General features: G+C 66.8%; 25 protein-coding genes. 14 read left to right on the forward strand and 11 right to left on the reverse strand.

The window, feature by feature from the left end; genetic code table 11:
• Positions 1 to 5: 5 nt before the first annotated feature.
• Positions 6 to 1,790 (reverse strand): acyl-CoA dehydrogenase, encoded by a 1,785-nt coding sequence (locus tag ACO2Q1_RS11205; RefSeq protein WP_423329549.1) that lies wholly within the window; start codon positions 1,788 to 1,790, stop codon positions 6 to 8.
• Positions 1,791 to 1,926: 136 nt separating this feature from the next.
• Between ACO2Q1_RS11205 and ACO2Q1_RS11210 the strand changes: the two genes are divergently transcribed.
• The 3 genes from ACO2Q1_RS11210 to ACO2Q1_RS11220 are packed head-to-tail and all read left to right on the forward strand — an operon-like array spanning position 1,927 to position 3,610.
• On the forward strand, positions 1,927 to 2,475 hold the full coding sequence (locus ACO2Q1_RS11210; RefSeq protein ID WP_423329550.1) for a cytochrome b: 549 nt from the start codon (positions 1,927 to 1,929) through the stop codon (positions 2,473 to 2,475).
• The gene (locus tag ACO2Q1_RS11215; RefSeq protein WP_423329551.1) at positions 2,472 to 3,395 is read left to right on the forward strand and encodes an L-threonylcarbamoyladenylate synthase; all 924 of its coding nucleotides are present in this window, start codon (positions 2,472 to 2,474) and stop codon (positions 3,393 to 3,395) included. The genes ACO2Q1_RS11210 and ACO2Q1_RS11215 overlap by 4 nt, the downstream gene beginning before the upstream one ends.
• A 38-nt stretch (positions 3,396 to 3,433) precedes the next feature.
• On the forward strand, positions 3,434 to 3,610 hold the full coding sequence (locus tag ACO2Q1_RS11220; RefSeq protein WP_423329552.1) for a hypothetical protein: 177 nt from the start codon (positions 3,434 to 3,436) through the stop codon (positions 3,608 to 3,610).
• 6 nt (positions 3,611 to 3,616) lie between these two features.
• Here the strand turns inward: ACO2Q1_RS11220 and ACO2Q1_RS11225 are convergent, their stop codons facing one another.
• The 5 genes from ACO2Q1_RS11225 to ACO2Q1_RS11245 all read right to left on the reverse strand — a co-directional run bounded on the left by ACO2Q1_RS11225 (position 3,617) and on the right by ACO2Q1_RS11245 (position 8,373).
• The gene (locus tag ACO2Q1_RS11225) at positions 3,617 to 4,705 is read right to left on the reverse strand and encodes a patatin-like phospholipase family protein (RefSeq protein WP_423329553.1); all 1,089 of its coding nucleotides are present in this window, start codon (positions 4,703 to 4,705) and stop codon (positions 3,617 to 3,619) included.
• A gap of 18 nt (positions 4,706 to 4,723) precedes the next feature.
• Positions 4,724 to 5,530 (reverse strand): 3-hydroxybutyrate dehydrogenase, encoded by an 807-nt coding sequence (locus tag ACO2Q1_RS11230; RefSeq protein WP_423329554.1) that lies wholly within the window; start codon positions 5,528 to 5,530, stop codon positions 4,724 to 4,726.
• Positions 5,531 to 5,599: 69 nt separating this feature from the next.
• Entirely contained in the window at positions 5,600 to 6,373 is a 774-nt protein-coding gene (gene yaaA, locus ACO2Q1_RS11235) for a peroxide stress protein YaaA (RefSeq protein ID WP_423329555.1), read from the reverse strand.
• A 63-nt stretch (positions 6,374 to 6,436) separates the two neighbouring features.
• A complete protein-coding gene (locus ACO2Q1_RS11240; RefSeq protein ID WP_423329556.1) occupies positions 6,437 to 6,937 on the reverse strand; it encodes a YybH family protein in 501 nt (166 codons plus the stop codon).
• Between the two features lie 11 nt (positions 6,938 to 6,948).
• Positions 6,949 to 8,373, reverse strand: coding sequence for an FAD-binding oxidoreductase (locus tag ACO2Q1_RS11245; RefSeq protein ID WP_423329557.1), 1,425 nt, complete (start codon positions 8,371 to 8,373; stop codon positions 6,949 to 6,951).
• Positions 8,374 to 8,471: 98 nt separating this feature from the next.
• Here ACO2Q1_RS11245 and ACO2Q1_RS11250 point away from each other — a divergent pair, with 98 nt between their 5' ends.
• The 4 genes from ACO2Q1_RS11250 (at position 8,472) to ACO2Q1_RS11265 (ending at position 10,985) form a co-directional block, all read left to right on the forward strand.
• Positions 8,472 to 8,882, forward strand: a complete 411-nt coding sequence (locus ACO2Q1_RS11250) for an NUDIX hydrolase (protein WP_423329558.1) — start codon at positions 8,472 to 8,474, stop codon at positions 8,880 to 8,882.
• Between the two features lie 75 nt (positions 8,883 to 8,957).
• On the forward strand, positions 8,958 to 9,953 hold the full coding sequence (locus tag ACO2Q1_RS11255) for an SPFH domain-containing protein (RefSeq protein WP_423329559.1): 996 nt from the start codon (positions 8,958 to 8,960) through the stop codon (positions 9,951 to 9,953).
• Positions 9,954 to 9,974: 21 nt separating this feature from the next.
• Complete coding sequence (locus ACO2Q1_RS11260) at positions 9,975 to 10,433, forward strand: NfeD family protein (protein WP_423329560.1); 459 nt, start codon at positions 9,975 to 9,977, stop codon at positions 10,431 to 10,433.
• 3 nt (positions 10,434 to 10,436) lie between these two features.
• Positions 10,437 to 10,985 (forward strand): hypothetical protein, encoded by a 549-nt coding sequence (locus tag ACO2Q1_RS11265; protein WP_423329561.1) that lies wholly within the window; start codon positions 10,437 to 10,439, stop codon positions 10,983 to 10,985.
• Here the strand turns inward: ACO2Q1_RS11265 and rnhA are convergent.
• Positions 10,982 to 11,422, reverse strand: coding sequence for a ribonuclease HI (gene rnhA / locus ACO2Q1_RS11270; RefSeq protein WP_423329562.1), 441 nt, complete (start codon positions 11,420 to 11,422; stop codon positions 10,982 to 10,984). The two genes, ACO2Q1_RS11265 and rnhA, sit on opposite strands and share 4 nt — an antisense overlap.
• A 59-nt stretch (positions 11,423 to 11,481) precedes the next feature.
• On the opposite strand from rnhA, the gene ACO2Q1_RS11275 reads away from it, so the two are divergent.
• From ACO2Q1_RS11275 to ACO2Q1_RS11300, 6 genes are all read left to right on the forward strand, one after another.
• Entirely contained in the window at positions 11,482 to 11,709 is a 228-nt protein-coding gene (locus tag ACO2Q1_RS11275) for an AbrB/MazE/SpoVT family DNA-binding domain-containing protein (RefSeq protein ID WP_423329563.1), read from the forward strand.
• Complete coding sequence (locus tag ACO2Q1_RS11280; protein WP_423329564.1) at positions 11,706 to 12,101, forward strand: type II toxin-antitoxin system death-on-curing family toxin; 396 nt, start codon at positions 11,706 to 11,708, stop codon at positions 12,099 to 12,101. The genes ACO2Q1_RS11275 and ACO2Q1_RS11280 overlap by 4 nt, the downstream gene beginning before the upstream one ends.
• Before the next feature lie 94 nt (positions 12,102 to 12,195).
• Positions 12,196 to 12,414: a twin-arginine translocase TatA/TatE family subunit gene (locus ACO2Q1_RS11285; RefSeq protein WP_423329565.1), complete on the forward strand. Its 219-nt coding sequence runs from the start codon at positions 12,196 to 12,198 to the stop codon at positions 12,412 to 12,414.
• Between the two features lie 38 nt (positions 12,415 to 12,452).
• Entirely contained in the window at positions 12,453 to 13,049 is a 597-nt protein-coding gene (gene tatB / locus ACO2Q1_RS11290; protein ID WP_423329566.1) for a Sec-independent protein translocase protein TatB, read from the forward strand.
• On the forward strand, positions 13,046 to 13,924 hold the full coding sequence (gene tatC, locus ACO2Q1_RS11295) for a twin-arginine translocase subunit TatC (protein ID WP_423329567.1): 879 nt from the start codon (positions 13,046 to 13,048) through the stop codon (positions 13,922 to 13,924). Before tatB ends, tatC begins: the two co-directional genes overlap by 4 nt.
• A gap of 129 nt (positions 13,925 to 14,053) precedes the next feature.
• On the forward strand, positions 14,054 to 14,353 hold the full coding sequence (locus ACO2Q1_RS11300) for a hypothetical protein (RefSeq protein ID WP_423329568.1): 300 nt from the start codon (positions 14,054 to 14,056) through the stop codon (positions 14,351 to 14,353).
• Between the two features lie 92 nt (positions 14,354 to 14,445).
• On the opposite strand, the gene glnA is transcribed toward ACO2Q1_RS11300, so the two are convergent.
• Entirely contained in the window at positions 14,446 to 15,855 is a 1,410-nt protein-coding gene (gene glnA / locus ACO2Q1_RS11305; RefSeq protein WP_423329569.1) for a type I glutamate--ammonia ligase, read from the reverse strand.
• Positions 15,856 to 15,934: 79 nt separating this feature from the next.
• On the reverse strand, positions 15,935 to 16,273 hold the full coding sequence (locus ACO2Q1_RS11310; RefSeq protein ID WP_423329570.1) for a P-II family nitrogen regulator: 339 nt from the start codon (positions 16,271 to 16,273) through the stop codon (positions 15,935 to 15,937).
• Between the two features lie 121 nt (positions 16,274 to 16,394).
• Here ACO2Q1_RS11310 and ACO2Q1_RS11315 point away from each other — a divergent pair, with 121 nt between their 5' ends.
• On the forward strand, positions 16,395 to 17,234 hold the full coding sequence (locus tag ACO2Q1_RS11315) for an NAD(P)H-hydrate dehydratase (RefSeq protein WP_423329571.1): 840 nt from the start codon (positions 16,395 to 16,397) through the stop codon (positions 17,232 to 17,234).
• Between the two features lie 264 nt (positions 17,235 to 17,498).
• Here ACO2Q1_RS11315 and ACO2Q1_RS11320 read toward each other — a convergent pair whose 3' ends face one another.
• Both ACO2Q1_RS11320 and ACO2Q1_RS11325 read right to left on the reverse strand, forming a co-directional pair.
• Positions 17,499 to 17,933, reverse strand: coding sequence for a type II toxin-antitoxin system PemK/MazF family toxin (locus ACO2Q1_RS11320; protein WP_423329572.1), 435 nt, complete (start codon positions 17,931 to 17,933; stop codon positions 17,499 to 17,501).
• 6 nt (positions 17,934 to 17,939) lie between these two features.
• A complete protein-coding gene (locus ACO2Q1_RS11325; protein ID WP_423329573.1) occupies positions 17,940 to 18,197 on the reverse strand; it encodes a type II toxin-antitoxin system prevent-host-death family antitoxin in 258 nt (85 codons plus the stop codon).
• Positions 18,198 to 18,308: the final 111 nt, after the last annotated feature.

An 18,308-nucleotide genomic window follows, 5' to 3' on the forward strand; every position in this document is an offset into this window, starting at 1 on the left:
AGGGCTCAGGCGACGAGCACCTCGCGCGACATCCGCGACAGCAGGTCGCCGCCCTGGCCGATCGCCGCCAGCCGACTGGAGCAGTGGCCCAGCACATTGGCCGCATAGACCTCATACAGGGCGATCTTGCCGTTCAGCCACGCTGTATCGCCGTCGCCGGCGTCCAGGCGCGCCTTGGCCGCCAGGGCGCCCTTGGCCAGCATCCACCCGCCGGTCACGTCGCCGAGCAGCTTGAGATAGGCGTCGGCCCCGGCCAGGACGTCGGCGGCCGATTCCGGTTCGGCCTTGCGGTCCAGCATCCAAAGCGTGGCGTCCTCGACCGCCTCAATGGCCGCCTGGAAGCGTTCGACCGGCTTGCCGGAATAGAGTTTGCCGAGGACCGGCAGGGTGGCTTTGAAGTCGGCGATCAGGGCCTTGGCGGATTCGCCCCCGTCCATCGACAGCTTGCGACCCACAAGGTCCATCGCCTGAATCCCGTTGGTGCCCTCATAGATCGGGGTGATGCGGGCGTCGCGATAGTGCTGCGCGGCGCCGGTCTCCTCGATGAAGCCCATGCCGCCATGGACCTGCACGCCCATCGACGCCACCTCGCAGCCCATGTCGGTGGACCAGGCCTTGGCGATCGGGGTGAAAAGGTCCTCGCGGCCCTTCCATCGCCTGCGGTCTTCCTCGGTCGCGGCGTGGCGCGCCAGATCGGCCGCGACCCCGGTCGACAGGCAGATGGCCCGGGCCGCCTCGATCTTCGCCTTCATGACCGACAGGGTGCGGCGCACGTCCGGATGATCGAAGATCGGCGACGACGCCTCGCCGGTCCAGACCGAACGGCCCTGTTTGCGATCCAGCGCATAGGTCAGAGCATGCTGATAGGCGCGCTCGGCGATGCCGACGCCCTCGACGCCCACGGCCAGGCGCGCGGCGTTCATCATCACGAACATATGGGCCAGGCCCTCGTTCGGCCGCCCGACCAGTTCCGCCCGCGCGCCCTCATAGCTCATGACGCAGGTGGGCGAGGCGTGGATGCCCAGCTTGTGCTCGACGCCCACCGGCCGGAAGTCGTTGCGGTCGCCCAGCGAGCCGTCGTCCTTCACCTCGAACTTTGGGGTCAGGAACAGGCTGATCCCCTTCGGCCCCTTGGGTGCGTCGGGCAGGCGCGCCAGCACCAGATGGATGATGTTGTCCGTGGCGTCGTGGTCGCCCCAGGTGATGAAGATCTTCTGACCGTTGAGGGCATAGGTCCCGTCGCCGTTCGGCGTCGCCGTGGCGGTCAGGGCGCCGAGGTCCGACCCCGCGCCCGGTTCGGTCAGGACCATGGCGCCGGTCCATTCGCCCGACACCAGCTTGGTCAGGTATTTGGCCTTCTGTTCCTCGGTGCCGACCGCTTCCAGGGCTTCGATCGACGCCAGCGACAACATGGGGCACAACCCAAAGGCCATATTGGCGGCATGCACCGTCTCATAGGCCGCCAGTTCCAGAGCTTTCGGCAGGTGCTGGCCGCCGGCCTCCGTCGAGGCGGTCAGGCTGGTCCAGCCGCCCTCGGCGAACTGGCGATAGGCGTCCGCGAAACCCGGCGCGGCCGTCACCGATCCGTTCGCATAGGTCGCGCCCGCCAGATCGCCGGGCCGGTTCAACGGGGCCAGCACCTCCTCCGAAAACTGGCCCGCCGCTTCCAGCACGGCGCCCATGACGTCGGCATCATAGTCAGGGAACGCCCCGGTCGCCGCCACGGCGTCGATATCGGCGACGGCGGCCAGGCTGAAGGCGATGTCCTTGACGGGCGCGCGATAGGTCATGGGACGGGTTCCTTGCGTAAACAGACGAACGGGGCGTCGAATCCTTCATGCCGCGTTGCCGCATCGGCATGCAAGCGCCTTGGCGCGACAGTCGCGCTTTGCCAATGTGATCCGACGTTCAGAAAGGCGTCTCTCCATGGCTGAGCCCCGACATCGCTATTCGACCGTGTCGCTGACCCTGCACTGGGGCATCGCCCTGTTGCTGGTCGCCCAAATCCTGCTGGTCAGCGACGCCAATACGGATGGGCCGGACGCCCGGATGTGGGTGGGCCTGCACAAGTCGGTGGGGCTGAGCATCCTCATCCTGACGCTGGCCCGGCTCGGCTGGCGGATCGCCAATCCCGCCATCCCCCTGCCGCCGGGCACGCCGACCTGGCAGAGGATCGCCGCACGAACCAGCCATGTCCTGTTCTATGCGGTGCTGATCATCCTGCCGCTGACCGGCTGGCTGGCCTCGTCGGCGGCGGGCCGGGACATCGCCTGGTTCGGTCTGTTCGACTGGCCGCTGCTGCCGATCGGCGGCGGGCGCGACACGGCGCGGGCGTTGATGTCGGTCCACCATGCCCTGCCGAAGCTGCTGTATGTGCTGGTCGCCATCCACGTTCTGGCGGCGCTGAAGCATCAGTTCATCGATCGGGACAATGTGCTGCGGCGCATGATCCCCTTCATCCCGCGCCGTCCGTGACGGTCGCCGCGATCGAACGTGCGGGCCAGGCGCTCAGGGACGGACGGCTGGTCATCCTGCCGACCGAAACAGTCTATGGGCTGGCTGCAGACGCTGCCAATCCCGAGGCTGTGGCCGCCATTTTCGAGGCCAAGGGACGGCCGCGCTTCAATCCCCTGATCGCCCATGTGGCCGATGCGGCGGCGGCGGAGCGTCTCGCCGTGTTCGACGATCGCGCACGGCGTCTGGCTGACGCCTTCTGGCCCGGACCGCTGACGATCGTGGCGCCGGCGCGGGACAGAGAGGCGGTCTGCGATCTGGCGCGGGCGGGGCTGGACAGCGTCGCCGTCCGGGCGCCGGGCCACGCCCGGGCGCGCGCGGTGATCGAGGCGTTCGGCGGCGCGGTGGTCGCGCCCTCGGCCAACCGGTCCGGGCGGCCCAGCCCGACCACCTTCGAGGATGCGATGGAGGAGACCGGCGCCTTCGCGGCCGAGGCCGTCGATGGCGGGCCGTGCGCCGTGGGGGTCGAGAGCACGGTGGTCTCGGTGCTGGACGGACGCGTGTCCCTGCTGAGGCCTGGGGCGGTGACGGCCGAGGAGCTGGAAGCCCTGGTCGGGCCGCTGGATCGCGCGGCCGGGGAGGGGCATCGTTCGCCGGGTCGGTTGGCCCTGCACTATGCGCCGGATGCGCCGGTCAGGATAAATGTGACGGAGGCGAATGAGGGCGAAATCCTGCTGGGCTTCGGACCGGGCGCCGGCGATCCACGCTGGAGCCTGAGCCCCGAGGGCGACCTGCGGCAGGCTGCGGCGCGGCTGTTCCGCCTGCTGCGCGAGGCGGACCGCGAACGACCGGTCGGCATCGCCGTGGTCCCGATCCCGGCGCAGGGTCTGGGCGAGGCGATCAACGACCGCCTGAAGCGCGCGGCGGGATTTGTGGGTTAGGTGCTCCGTGCCCGTGTCCGCTGTGTTAAAGGCAGGGCATGACCGAACCGACAGATGACGCCGCGCCTGCCAATGAAACGCCGATTCAGCGCGCCCTGCGACTGAAGCAGGCGGGTATCGACGCGCGGGCGAAGCCGCCCCGCGGCGGGCGTTTCCAGCGTGAGCAGGCGGCGCGTGTGGCGGCGGGCAAGTCCAAGCCCTGGATGACCAAGTAGCGCCGGTTAGCCGAACCTCGCCTGTAGATCGACGCTGGACCGGGTTCCGACGGCGTCGAGGCAGGATGTCAGCCATTCCTCGGCGGCGTCCCGTCCCTTGGCCTTGAGACCGTTGAGGAAGGTCCACTCCGTATTGAACTTGGACCCGGCCGACAGGTCGTCCAGCCAGCCGTCGGCCTCGATGGCGTGCATGCGGACGTGGCGATAGGAGCGGCGGCCGTCTTCGGTCAGGCGGCCCTCCTCGAACAGTTCCTGCATGAAGGCCACGGCGCGCAGTTCGGCCATCAGGGGGGCGGAAAAGGCGATCTCGTTGATCCGGTCCATGATGTCGCCGGCCGCCCTGGGCGTGCCGACGCTTTCGAACGGATTGAGGGTCATCAGCAGGATGTCGTCGGGCCGGTCGCCCTCATACAGCGGCCATAGCGGCGGATTGGCCAGGTATCCGCCGTCCCAATAGGGCTCGCCGTCAATTTCCACCGCCTGGAAAAGATGCGGCAGGCAGGCCGAGGCCATCAGCACACGGTCGGTGATTTCCGGCGAGGCGAAGATACGGGATCGGGCATGGCGCACCTGGGTCGCCGCGACGAAGAACCTGATATGCGACGATCGCACCGCCTCGAAATCGACGCTGGCGTCCAGAACGCGTTTGAGAGGATTCAGGTTGAAAGGGTTGAATTCATACGGACTGAGCGAGCCGGCCCAGCTCTCCATGGCGCGCCAGGCGGGGGCGTCCTTCAACCAGCCGGGCGTCAGCGCCGCGCTCCAGATCGCGCTGTCGCCGAAGACGTTGCGACCGCCCGACTGGTTGGTTTCGCGCCACAGCTTGTCCAGCGCCGCCCGCCCCCCCTGCGGGCCGCCCGTGGTCAGACCGGAGATCAGGGCGGCGCCGTTCATGGCCCCGGCCGAGGCGGCCGAGACGGCGCGGATGTCGAGCCGGTCGTCTTCGAGCAGCCGATCCAGCACGCCCCACTGGAACGCGCCATGCGCCCCGCCGCCCTGAAGGGCCAGGCAGATCGGACGTCTGGCGTCGGGAGCGGTCGAGGCGGCGGCGCTCTTGCCGGCCGGTTCGGAGGTCTTGCGTTTGAAAAGCGCCATCGTCCCCCGACGTGATCCCTATTGCGCGGTCCAGCCGCCGTCCACGGTCAGGGCCGCGCCGTTGGTGCCGGCGCCCGCGTCCGACGCCAGATAGAGGAAGGCGCCGACCAGTTGCTCGACCGTGATGAATTCCTTCGACGGCTGCTTGGCCAGGATGATGTCCTGCATCACCTGTTCGCGCGGCATGTTGTTGACCCGGGCCTGGTCCTCGATCTGCTTGTCCACGATCGGCGTGTGGACGAAGCCGGGGCAGATGGCGTTGCAGGTGATGTTGTCGCGCGCCAGTTCCAGGGCGACCGTCTTGGTCAGGCCGATGACCCCGTGTTTGGCGGCGACATAGGCGGATTTGAACGGGCTGGCAACCAGACCGTGGGCCGAGGCGATGTTGATGATCCGCCCGCGCCCCTGCGCCTTCATCAACGGCACGGCCGCGCGAATGGCGTGGAAGGCCGACGACAGGTTGATGGCGATGATCTGGTCCCATTTCTCGATGGGAAAGTTCTCGATGGCCTCGACATGCTGGATGCCGGCGTTGTTCACCAGAACGTCCAGCCGACCCAGCTCTGCCTCGGCGTAGGCCACCATGTCGGCGATCTCGGCCCCGTTCAGCATGTTGGCGGCATGGTAGCGGACGCGCACCCCATGTTCGGCTTCCAGCGCCGCGCGGGTCTTTTCGATCTCCGCCGCATCGCCCAGTCCGTTCAGCACCACGTCGCCGCCGCGCGCCGCCACCGCTGTGGCCAGGGCCAAACCGATGCCCGAGGTCGAACCGGTGATGACGACGACCTGGCCGCTGAGATCTTCGGGGCTGCGATAGGCGGGCATGACAGGTCGTTTCCGGAGGGTAGTTTCTGATTTGGGCCGTAGCTTATTCTGTTGCAGGCGCGAAGGCGATCAGGAATTTCCCGATCGGGTGAATATCCACTCCGTATCTGACGAGGCCGAGGCGACGAACCGATAGCCGTCGTGGTCAAAGTCCTTGAGATCCTGCGGGTCTTCGATCCGGTTCTCGATGGCGTAGCGCGCCATGGTCCCGCGCGCCTTCTTGGCGAAAAAGGAAATGATGCGGCTTTCGCCGTCCTTCTCTTCGCGGAACTGAGGCGTGATGACCGGCAGGGTCAGGGCCTTGGCGTCCACGGCCCCGAAATATTCCTGGCTGGCCAGGTTGATGAGAACCTTGTGAGGGTGTCCCTCGGCGTCGGCGTTCAGCTGCTTCGAGATGCGATCGTCCCAGAAGTCATAGAGACTGGCCCCGCGCCGGGTCCGCAACCGGGTTCCCATCTCCAGGCGGTAAGGCTGGATCCGGTCCAGCGGGCGCAGCAGGCCGTAGAGGCCCGACAGGATGCGCAGGTGATCCTGGGCCCAGTCCAGCTCGGCAGAACCGAACCGCCGCGCTTCCAGCCCCTGATAGACGTCGCCGGCGAAGGCCATGACGGCCTGGACGCCCTGATCGGTCGCGGCCTCGTCGAAGTCGCGAAAGCGGGCCTGATTCAGCTTCGCCAGATCCTCGGAAATGCCCATCAGGCGGCGCAGATCGGCCCGGGTCTGGCGTCGGGCCGTCTTGATCAGGCTGGCCGTTTCGTCGGCGAAGCGAGGCTGAGTGGCGGGGATGGCCGCGTCGGGCTCGGTGAAGTCCAGCCGCTTGGCTGGGGAAATGACGATCAGCATGGCGGCTCCTTGATGCGCCGCTGCATAGGCCGCTTCGGCGACGATTTGAACCGCGCAGGGATCTTAGGGCGTCTCGATCGGCCGCGCCGAGACATGGTTCAGGGCGATGACCCAGCGCCCATCGACCTTGCGGAAAAGCCGGGTGTTGATCCCTTCCATCGCATTCTCCGGCCGGATCAGGCGGTAGCGGCCGATCAGTTGCGCCGCGTCGGGCGCGAGAAATTCAATGGTCATGTCCGAGAAGGTCAGGTCCCCGCGGCTCTCGGGCGTCGGACCGTAGTTGCGGATGTATTCGTCCAGCGCGCCCTGCCAGCCGTCCTTGATTCGCCCGCCCGAAACAAAGACCACGTCGGGGTTCTTGAAGCCCTGCATATAGCCGCGGTAGTCGCCCCGGTTCCACGCCGCCTGCATGTCCGCGACCACGGCCAGGATCGCCGCGCGCTCCGCGGCTTCGTCGAAACGCGCGGCCTCGACCGGAACATGAGCGGCCGCTACGTCCGTCCGCGCCGCAGCGGGCGCAGCGATCGACAGCATGAGGGCCGCAAGGAGGACGTGTCGACGCATGGCGGGCTTCCTCAGAACAGGACGCGGGGGTTCATGATGCGTTGCGGATCCATGGCCCGGCGGACGGCGGCCATGAGGGCGATCTGTTCCGGCGATTTATGGTCGCGCGCCTCGTCGGTCTTGAGCCGGCCGAGGCCATGTTCCGCCGAAATCGAGCCGTCGTAGCGGCCGACCACGCCGTGGACGACGGCCGACCCTTCCTTCCACCGGCCGATGAAGTCGGCGCGGTCCTCGGTCTCGGACGGCAGGACGTCGTAGTGCAGGTTGCCGTCGCCGATGTGGCCGAAGACCGAGATCCGTGCGCCGGGGTGGAAAGCCTGAACCGCCGCGTCGGCCTCTTCGATGAAGTCGGGGATACGGCTGATCGGAACGGAAACATCGTGCTTCCAGCCGCCGCCTTCCGGCTTGAGCGCGGCTGAATGCTCTTCCCGCAGCCGCCAGAATTCGGCGCGCTGGGCGTCGTTCTGCGCCACGGCGGCGTCGGAGATCAGCCCGTCCTCGAAGGCGCTTTCAAGCAGGCGCTCCATCGCCGCCTCGGCGCCGCCCTCCGCGCCGTCGGCCAGTTCGATCAGAACATACCAGGGCGGGGTGCTTTCCAGCGGCTCGCGCGTGTCTGGGATGTGCTTCAGCACCCAGGTCATGCCCAGGCGTTTCATCAGTTCGAACGCCTCGACGGCCCCTGCGGTCTCGACCTTGGCGCGGGCCAGAAGCTCGATGGAGGCGGCGGGCCCGTCCACCCCGACCATGGCCACGGCGCGGGAGCGCACGCGGGGGAACAGCTTCAGCGTCGCCGCCGTGACGATGCCCAGCGTGCCCTCGGCGCCGATGAACAACTGCTTCAGATCATAACCGGTGTTGTCTTTCCGCAGCCGTTTCAGGCCGTGAAATACCTCTCCATTGGGCAGCACCGCCTCGATGCCGAGCACCAGATCGCGCATCATGCCATAGCGCAGAACCTGCGTGCCGCCCGCGTTCGTCGAGATATTGCCGCCGATCGTCGCCGTGCCCTCGGCGGCCAGACTGAGCGGAAAGCGGCGACCGGCCGCCTCGGCCGCCTGTTGCGCCTCCAGCAGGGTGACGCCGGCCTCCAGCGTCATGGCGTCGTCCAGAGGCGTGACCTCGCGCACTCGGCGCAGTTTCTTCGTCGAGAGCAGAACCTCGCCATAGGGAATCTGCCCGCCGACCAGGCCGGTGTTGCCGCCCTGGGGCGTGATCGCCACGCCGTGGGCGGCGCAGATGCGAACGACGGCGGCGACCGCTTCGACCGTGCGCGGGGTCAGCAGGATGGGCGTGTCGCCGGTCCAGCGCCCGCGCCATTCCGTCAGGTGCGGCGCGATCTCGAAAGCGTCCTCGGACCATTCGTCTGGGCCGAGGACGGATTTCAGTTCGGCGATCACGGCGGGATCGACAGGGGGAAGGGCGGTGGGAGCGTCCATGACGGCCTTGTCGCAAAGGCCTCGGCGCAGCGAAAGCCGAAAGCGATGGCTCGCGCACGGTTTTTGCCGTCTTATCGGCTCTGATGACCGTGCCGCCCATGAACTCGCCTGTTCCCGCCGTCGGCGTGGTGTGTTTTCGCGAGGACGATGTCCTGCTGATCCGGCGGGGGACGCCGCCGCGACAGGGCGAGTGGAGCCTTCCCGGCGGCCGGATCGAGCCGGGCGAGCGGGCGGCGACGGCGGCCCAGCGCGAACTTCACGAGGAAACCGGGGTCCAGGCGCGTCTGCTCGGCGTCATAGACGTCGTGGACGGCGTCTTTCCCGAGCTTGGCCGTCACTATGTGCTGATCGACTATCTGGCGCAGTGGACGTCCGGCGAGCCCCATCCCGGCGACGATGCGGTCGAGGCGGTGTTCGTGCCGCTGGACCGGGCGCTTGACCTGGTCGCCTGGGAAGAGACGCGGCGCATCCTGTTGCGCGCCCGGAAGATGCTCGATCAGGAACCGTGAGGCCGCAGGCGTCCGGTTTTCGTGGCGCGGCCGACGACGGTGCCCTAAGCTCCACGGCAAAGAGGAGGCGCGTTCATGGTGTGGTTCGTCGGGGTTCTGATCGTCTTTGCGATCATCTTCCTGTTCAGCGTGGTCAAGATCGTGCCGCAGGGGCGCGAGTTCACGGTCGAACGGTTCGGAAAATACACCAAGACGCTGAAGCCCGGCATCAGCGTGCTGACGCCGTTCGTCGAGCGGGTCGGTCGCCGCATGAACATGATGGAGCAGGTGCTCGACGTCCCGACGCAGGAGGTCATCACCAAGGACAACGCCGTGGTGAAGGTCGACGGCATCGTCTTCATCCAGGTGATGGACGCGGCGGCCGCCGCCTATCGTGTCGATGATCTGAACTACGCCATCAGCCAGCTGTGCATGACCAACCTGCGGACGGTGGTCGGCTCGATGGAGCTGGACGAGGTGCTGTCCCAGCGCGACGCCATCAACACCCGCCTGCTGCACGTCATCGACGCGGCGACCGAGCCCTGGGGCGTCAAGGCCAACCGGATCGAGATCAAGGATCTGACGCCGCCGTCCGACATCACCAACGCCATGGCCCGGCAGATGAAGGCGGAGCGCGAGCGCCGCGCCGTCGTCACCGAGGCGGACGGCGAGAAGCAGGCCGCCATCACCCGCGCAGAGGGCGCCAAACAGGCCGCCATCCTGGAAGCCGAGGGCCGCCGCGAGGCCGCTTATCGCGACGCCGAGGCGCGCGAACGCGAGGCCGAGGCCGAGGCCAAGGCGACGGCCATGGTGTCGGAGGCCATCGCGCGCGGCGACGTCAACGCCATCAACTATTTCGTGGCCCAGAAATACGTGGAGGCCTTCGCCGAACTGGCCCGCAGCCCGCAACAGAAGACGGTCATCGTGCCGTCCGAAATGGGGGCCCTGGTCGGCTCGATCGCAGGCATCGGCGAACTGGTGGGCCTGGCCCGGAACCAGCAGGAAGGCCGCGCCGTGACGCCGAGCCGCGCCCCGGCCCCGCCGTCCCGCACCGCGCCGCGCGGCGGCGGTTCGGTTCCGCCGACCAGCTGACCCTGAACGGAGGTCCTGACCATGCAGAATGTGATCGATCTCTATGTCGCTCAGCCGTTCTGGTTCTGGCTGGCGCTGGGCGTGGCCCTGCTGGCGATCGAGGCGGCCCTGTCGACCGAATGGCTGCTGTGGCCCGCCGTCGCCGCCGGGGTCGTCGCCGTCCTCGGCGCCATCGGGCTGAAGCTCGGGTTCTGGGGGGAGGCGGGCCTGTTCGCCGTTCTGACCATCGCTGCGACGGCGACGTCGCGCCGGCTGGTGAAGCAGGTCAATCCGTCGGATGCGCCCGACATCAACGACCGCGACCTGCGTCTGGTCGGTCAGAAGGCCAGGGTGACGGAGGATTTTGTCGGCGGTCGCGGTCGAGTTTTCGTCTCCGGCGCCGAATGGTCGGCCGAGATCGACGGAGCCTCGCCAGTGGCCGGCGACAGCGTCATCGTCGAAAGCGCGGCGGGCTCGCAGCTGAAGGTGCGGTCGGCCTGAGCCATGGGGACGCGCGCGCAGGGTGTGGATGACGAGGCCCTGGTCCGGGCGACCGGCCGTGACTGGTCGTCGTGGGAGTCGTTTCTCCACAACGATGGCGCGTCCGATCTGGATCACACCGCCATCGCGCGCCGCCTGCATGAGGTGCACGGGGTCCCGGGCTGGTGGAGCCAGCATCTTACGGTTCGTTTCGAACAGGCCATCGGTCGGCGAGCGCCGGGCCAGAGGTGCACGGGCGATTTCGCCGTCAGCGCGACGGCGACGCGGGCGGGCGACATGGACGGGCTGTTGGAGGCCTGGCGCGCCGCCCACGACGGCGACAGTGACTTCGACGGCGTCCTTCTGGAGGCGCCGCCGAGCCATTCCGCGACACCGCGATGGCGGTACTGGCGCGCCGCTCTGACCGACGGCGGTCGGGTGACGGTCATGTTCTCGGAGAAGGCGCCCGGCAAGATCGCGATCGCCGTCAATCACGAGAAACTGGACAGCCCGGACGCGGTCGAGCGGTGGCGCGGCTGGTGGAAGAGCGTGCTGAGCGGCTTCGCCGTCTAGCGAGCGCGGGTTTCGGTCACGCCCAGATTGGCCAACTGGTCGGCGCGTTCGTTCAGTTCATGTCCGGCATGGCCCTTGACCCAGCGCCAGTCGACCTTGTGCCGGGCGCGGGCGGCGTCGAGGCGTTTCCACAGGTCATCGTTCTTGACCGGCTTGTTGTCGGCCGTGCGCCAGCCGCGCGCCTTCCAGCCGTGGATCCACTTGCTGATCCCGTCCATGACGTAGCGGCTGTCGGTATGCAGCTCGACCTGGCAGGGGCGTTTCAGCGCCTCCAGCGCCATGATGGCGGCGGTCAGCTCCATGCGGTTGTTGGTCGTCATCGCCTCGCCGCCGTGCATCTCCTTGGTCTTCCCGCCCGACTGCAGGATCGCGCCCCAGCCGCCGGGGCCGGGGTTGCCCTTGCAGGCGCCGTCGGTGTGGATGATGACTTGGGTCAAGAGGCGATCGTCTTTCGTTATAACTTGTGTTATACAGATGGGCGAACGGGAGGTCACCCATGATCGCGCTGAAAGTCACTAAAGTCGGGAATTCCGTCGGCGTCGTGCTGCCTAAAGAGGCGCTCGTGGAGTTGGGTGTAGAGAAGGGCTCAACCCTTTATCTGACTCGTGCACCGGACGGATCGATGCGGGTTTCGCCGTATGACGATAGCGTTCAGCAGCAGATCGCCTTGGGCGAAAAGCTGATGGATGAGCATCGGGACGTCTTTCGCGCCCTGGCCAAATGAACAGGCGCGAGCCGATCTGGCTCGAAAAGGCGGCGATCATAGCCCTGCATGATCGCAGTCTGGCCCTGCATGGGGGCCCTCCGGGTATCCGAGACGAAGGGCTTCTCGATTCGGCTCTCCAACGGCCGTTGAATCGGTTTCACTACGAAGGCGCGGATGAAATCGCGGCACTGGCGGCGACCTATGCCGTCGCGGTGGCCTCAAACCATCCCTTCATCGACGGCAACAAGCGCGCTGCCTATCAGGCGCTAATCCTGTTTTTGGCGCTGAACGGTCTGCCGTTGAGGGCGGACAAGGTGGACGCCATCCAAACCATGCTGGACGTGGCGGCAGGCCGGATCGATATCGAACGACTGACCATTTGGATTCGTGACAACACCACGGACCTGTGACGCCGAAACGCTTGGCCCAGCGCCATGACACCGCCTATATGACGGCTAGGATTTGTGCGGGGCGGCGTTCGCCTCGAACCAGGAGACTTTCGTCATGGGCGCCATGAGCATCTGGCACTGGGCTATTCTCGCCGTCGTGGCCCTGCTGCTGTTCGGCGGTCGCGGCAAGCTGTCGGGCCTGATGGGCGACGCCGCCAAGGGCATCAAGGCCTTCCGTGAGGGCCTGAAGGACGACGACAAAAAGGACGGCCCGGCCGCCGGCGTCTCGTCCCTTCCGCGCACCGAGGCGGAAAAGGACGAGCTGAAGAACTGATCCGCGTTCCGGAAGAGCCTCGGGCGAGACGTTAGAATATGGGTGGCCTGGGTCCCGGAATCGGGGGCGGCGAGTGGCTGGTGCTCGGCGTCGTGGCGCTGCTGGTCGTGGGGCCGGAGCGTCTGCCCGGCATGCTGCGCGAAATGGGCAAGTGGGTCGCGAAGGCCCGGGGCATGGCCAACGAATTCCGCGCCAGTTTCGACGACATGGCGCGTCAGTCGGAACTGGATGACCTGAGGCGAGAGGTCGAGGCGCTTCGCAGCGGCTCGCCGGTCAAGCTGGGGGCGGACGCCGACGCCGCCTTCAAGGACATCAAGGCGGAGTTCGACAAGCCTCTGTTCGACGCGACGGCGCCGACCGCCGAGCCGACGGTTGAGCCCGCGATGACGCCTTCGCCCAGCGAGTGGCCGGTGGACACCGGCGCGGTGGTCGATACCCAGGCGCCGAAACCGGCCGAGGTCAGTTCGGCTCCCAAGACGCGGCGCGCGGCGAAGGCCAAGTCCAAGGTCGCGACAAAGGCGGCCTCCAACGCCTCCACGACAGCGGCCTCCAAGGCCGCTCGACCCAAGACAGCGACGCCGAAGGCCAAACCGGCCAGGCCCCGGGTCAGCCGCGCCAAGGCCGCCGACCTATGAGCGCCTATGATCCCGAAGCCGAGATCGAGGCGTCGCGCGCCCCGTTGATGGACCACCTGATCGAGCTGCGGAAACGGCTGCTGATCTGCGTCCTGGCCTTCATCGCGGCCTTCATCCTGTGCTTCGCCTTCGCGGGGCCGCTTTACGTCTTTCTGGTGAGGCCGTTCCAGGCGGCGGCCGCCTATCACGCCGCCGCCGGAGGAACGCACGTCAACCCGATCGACCTGGTCCTGTCGATGCTGCATCTCCGACCGCTGCCGGGCGACGGCGAGGCCGTGAACCTGATCTATACGGCGCCGCTGGAGATCCTGTTCGTGAAGATGAAGCTGGCCGGTCTCGGAGCGGTCGTCCTGGCCTTTCCGGTGATCGCGTTTCAGCTGTACCGCTTCGTCGCGCCGGGCCTTTATCGGAACGAGCGCGGGGCCTTCCTGCCGTTCCTGCTGGCCGCGCCCCTGCTGTTCCTGCTCGGCGCGGCCCTTGTCTACTATGTGATGCTGCCGTTCGTGATGCTGTTCTCGCTGGGTCAGAGCATCAATCAGGACGGGGTGTCCGCCAATCTGCTCGCCACGGTGTCGGACTACATGAACCTGGCCACGGCGCTGATCCTGGCGTTCGGCCTGTGCTTCCAGTTGCCCGTGATCATGACCCTGCTGGGCCTGGCGGGGATCATCTCATCTGAACTGATGGCCAAGGGGCGTCGCTACGCGATCGTCGCCGTGGTGGCCGTGGCCGCCGTGGTCACGCCGCCGGATCCGATCAGCCAGCTGATGCTCGCCATCCCCATGTGCCTGCTCTACGAGGTGTCGATCTGGTGCGTGCGCCTGATCGAAATGCGCCGGAAGACGGCGGACGAGGCGGCGGAATCGGCGGCGTGAAGCCGTCGTGGCTTCCTGATGCTCACCCCCGTGTTCGCGCGCAGCGCAGTCAGCAGGCATGATCGGTGAACTTCGCATCGCCGATCGGTGTTCTTATGCTACGGTCGCGGATCGTTTCATGTGGAGGTCATGACTATGCGCGTCTCGGGTTTGATTCTCATCGCCGGCGCAGGCGTGACGCTTGCGGCCTGCGGAACCACCGGAACCCGGCCCCTTTCGGTGGCTGATCTGACGGAGCGGTGCACAGCCGTGCGCGGCGAGCTGACGCCGACGGGCGCCCAAACGGGGGACCCTCGACGCGATTTCGCCTGTGTCGGCGCTGAGACCACGCGCGTCGCCCTGGTGCGAAGCCCCGGTCGGATGGCGGCCCGGAACACGGCGATCGATCGCGCCTTCAGCTCGCCTCATCGCTCGCATCGGGGCTACTGATCGTCCACGCGTTGTCGTCAATGACGCTCAACTGAAAAGGCGCCGGGTGGGGAGCCACCCGGCGCTTTCCATTTCACTGCCGGATCGGTCGATCAGCAGCTGTAGTACATGTCGAACTCGACCGGGTGCGGATGCAGCTGCAGACGCATCACCTCTTCCATCTTCAGCTCGATGAAGCTGTCGATGAAGTCGTCATCCATGACGCCGCCCTTCTTGAGGAAGGCGCGGTCCTTGTCGAGGTTCTCGAGCGCCTCACGCAGCGAGCCGCAGACCTCGGGGATCGAGCCGCGCTCTTCCGGCGGCAGATCGTAGAGATTCTTGTCGGCCGCCGCGCCGGGGTCGATGCGGTTTTCGATCCCATCCAGACCCGCCATCAGCAGGGCGACGAAGGTCAGGTAGGGGTTGCCCATCGGATCGGGGAAGCGGGCCTCGATACGCTTGGCCTTCGGCGACGACACCCACGGAATACGGATCGAGGCCGATCGGTTGCGGGCCGAATAGGCCAGCTTGACCGGCGCTTCGTAGCCGGGGACCAGCCGCTTGTAGGAGTTGGTCGTCGAGTTGGAGAAGGCGTTGATGGCCTTGGCGTGCTTGATGATGCCGCCGATGTACCACAGGCATTCCTGCGACAGGCCGGCGTACTTGTCGCCGGCGAAGACGGGCTTGCCGTCCTTCCAGATCGACTGGTGCACATGCATGCCCGAGCCGTTGTCGGCGAACATCGGCTTGGCCATGAAGGTGGCCGTCTTGCCATAGGCGTGGGCCACATTGTGGATCACGTATTTGTAGAGCTGCAGCCGGTCGGCCATGGTCACCAGCTCGGCGAACTTCAGGCCCAGTTCGTGCTGCGCCGGGGCCACCTCGTGGTGATGCTTTTCAGGCTTCAGGCCCAGATCGCGCATGACCGCCAGCATCTCGCCACGCAGGTCCTGGCCGGAATCCACCGGATTGACCGGGAAATAGCCGCCCTTGGGTCCCGGACGGTGACCCAGGTTGCCCTCGGTGTATTCCGAGCCCGTGTTGGCCGGCAGTTCGGTCGAGTCGTAGGAATAGCCGGTGTTGTGCGGCTGGGTCGTCCAGCGCACGTCGTCGAAGATGAAGAACTCGGCTTCCGGACCGAAATAGACCGTGTCGCCCACGCCGGACGACGCCACATAGGCCAGGGCCTTCTTGGCCATCGAGCGGCTGTCGCGATTGTAGGGCTCGCCGGTGTCGGGGTTCAGGACGTCGCAGAACAGGAACAGGGTGGTCTGCTGGTAGAAGGGATCGATGTACCAGTGATCCAGGTCCGGCTTCAGCAGCATGTCGGACTCGTTGATGGCCTTCCAGCCGGCGATCGACGAGCCGTCGAACATCGTGCCTTCGGTCAGGAACTCCTCATCGACCAGGTCGATGTCGAAGGTCACATGCTGCAGCTTGCCGCGCGTGTCGGTGAAGCGGACATCGACGTACTGCACGTCCTTGTCCTTTATCTCCGAGAGGATCTTTGAGACGGCGCTCATTCTCGTTTTCCCTTTTTTCTTGTTGGAGGGTGGGGAGGAACAGAAACGGCCTCACCTGACGGAGAGGCCGCATCATCGGTCATACCGCCTGGGCTCCGGTTTCGCCGGTGCGGATGCGGATAACGTCGTGGACGTCGGAGACGAAAATCTTGCCGTCGCCGATCTTGCCCGTGCGGGCGGCGTTCTGGATGGCCTCGACGACCGCTGGATAGAGGTCGTCGGACACGACCACCTCGATCTTGATCTTGGGCAGGAAGTCGATGACGTATTCAGCGCCGCGATACAGCTCGGAATGGCCCTTCTGGCGGCCATATCCCTTGGCCTCCAGCACCGTCATGCCCTGCACGCCGATGTCCTGCAGGGCTTCTTTGACGTCGTCCAGCTTGAACGGCTTGATGACGGCTTCGATCTTCTTCATGGGCGACCCCGAGACGCGGCGCGGATGTGCGCCAGACGCTCGGGAAGCGAGAGGACACCGCATTGCAACATATGGCAAGGGGCGCGCCTTATATTCCCGACGCTGAAATGGGGTTTGATCGGTGAGCACACGGACGAAAGTCGGACCAGCGCCCCAGGCGGATTGGGTTTCGCGCCTGCCCTGGCCGGACGACGGGGTCCACAAGCACAGCCGGGGCCGCCTCGGCGTGGTGTCCGGCGGTCCTTTGAGCACGGGTGCGGCGCGACTGGCCGCGCGGGCCGGGTTGCGCGCCGGCGCGGGGCTGGTCCGCATTTTCGCCCCCACGGAAGCCGCGCCCATCGTCGCCGGCGCGGTCGAGGCGATCATGGTGTCGGAGTTCTCCAGTCCCGAAGGACTGGGTCGGCTGGCTGAACCGTTCGACGCCGTGGTGATCGGTCCCGCCGCCGGACTGACGGAGATGACCACCTACAATCTCGCAGCCCTGGGGCGAACCGGCGCCGTTCTGATTGTGGATGCGGACGCACTGACCGTGTTCAGGGGCCGGCCGCGGGAACTGTTCGACCATCTGGATCGCGACGACATCCTGACCCCGCACGAGGGTGAGTTCGAACGCCTGTTTCCCGGACTGCTCGCGCAGGGCCGCGACGCCGCCGCGCGTCGCGCTTCTGAAGAAGCTGACGCGGTCGTCCTCCTCAAAGGGCCCCAAACCGTGATCGCCGCGCCCGACGGCCGGGTCGCGGTCAATCCGAACGGGACGCCCTGGCTGGCCACGGCGGGATCGGGCGATGTGCTGGCGGGCCTGATCGGCGGACTGGTGGCGCAGCGCATGGACAGTTTCGACGCCGCCTGCGCTGCTGCATGGATGCACGCCGAGGCCGCTCGCACCTTCGGTCCCGGCCTGATCGCCGAGGACCTGCCTGAGGCTTTACCGGGCGTCTTGGCGGCGCTGTATCCGTCGTAGGTCTCTCGGGGGAAGGGCCAAGGACGGGGGGCAAGGCAGCTCTCGCGCGATGCTGTTGTGCAGATCGTCCCGCAGGGGCGGCGCGAGGCGACTTCAGCGGCTGGCGAAAGACACCCCGCCGACGCGCAATCCCGCGCGGAGGTTCAAAGAGGAGGTTCCTATGACCTGGACGGAATTCGCATTGATGCTGACGGCGGTGGCGCAACTGGTGCTGGCGGCCGCCGCCGTAATCGGCTTGAGCCGGGGCGCGCCCTAACGGCGCGCCTACTCGGTGCGACGGGTGATGTCGGATCGGCCCGCTTTGGCGAGCGCGACGATCCGGTCGCGCAGTTGTATGTAGAAGGCGGCGGGCAACAGCCCGTAGGCGTAGGTCTTCGCGCCCTGGCGCACCGGGCGAAGATCGACGCCGGGCCATACGAAGCGATTGAGGTCGGCGGCGACGACCCAGGATCGTTCGCCGTCGAGGCCCAGACGTTGTTTGGTGGCGGCGGGGATTTCGATGGCGCTTTGCGGATGCGCCGGCGGCGTATGGGTGACGGGCGCCACCGTCACGACTTTGCGGCCATTGGCCTCTTCGACAGCCAGCACGACGACGCAGGGGCGGTCCTTGCGGCCTTCCTCCTGTCCGCGCAGGGCTTCGTCACGCCAAAGATAGGCGTAGGAGATGACGAGACCGGGGACCGGATCGGGCAGCAACACGCGAAATCAGCGCAGTTCGTGATCGTGCTCGGCGGCCTCGGCGGGCGGCATGGCCTCGGCCAGGGCGCTCAACGCCCCGTCGTCCATTTCCCACGGGTAGAGGGCGGCGCGGTCGTTCTGTTTGAGGCGGTGATATTCCTCGGCGGACAGGAGCACCAGGCGCTCGCGCCCATGGCTGGTGATGGACACTGGCTCGCGCATCGCGGTCTCGGCGATGCGGCCGTAGGATTTCAGGAAGTCGGCGGACGAGATCGTGTGAGTCATAGCTACCTCTCAGCACCAAGATTACTCGAATTATTCGAGTTTTTCAAGTTTTCTATGGCGGTGCCTGGGCGTTCGCCTGCGACACCGGAGTGCGATGGCTGCGCCCCTTTG

This window comes from Brevundimonas sp. VNH65, from assembly GCF_049445955.1.
Taxonomy (GTDB): Bacteria; Pseudomonadota; Alphaproteobacteria; order Caulobacterales; family Caulobacteraceae; genus Brevundimonas.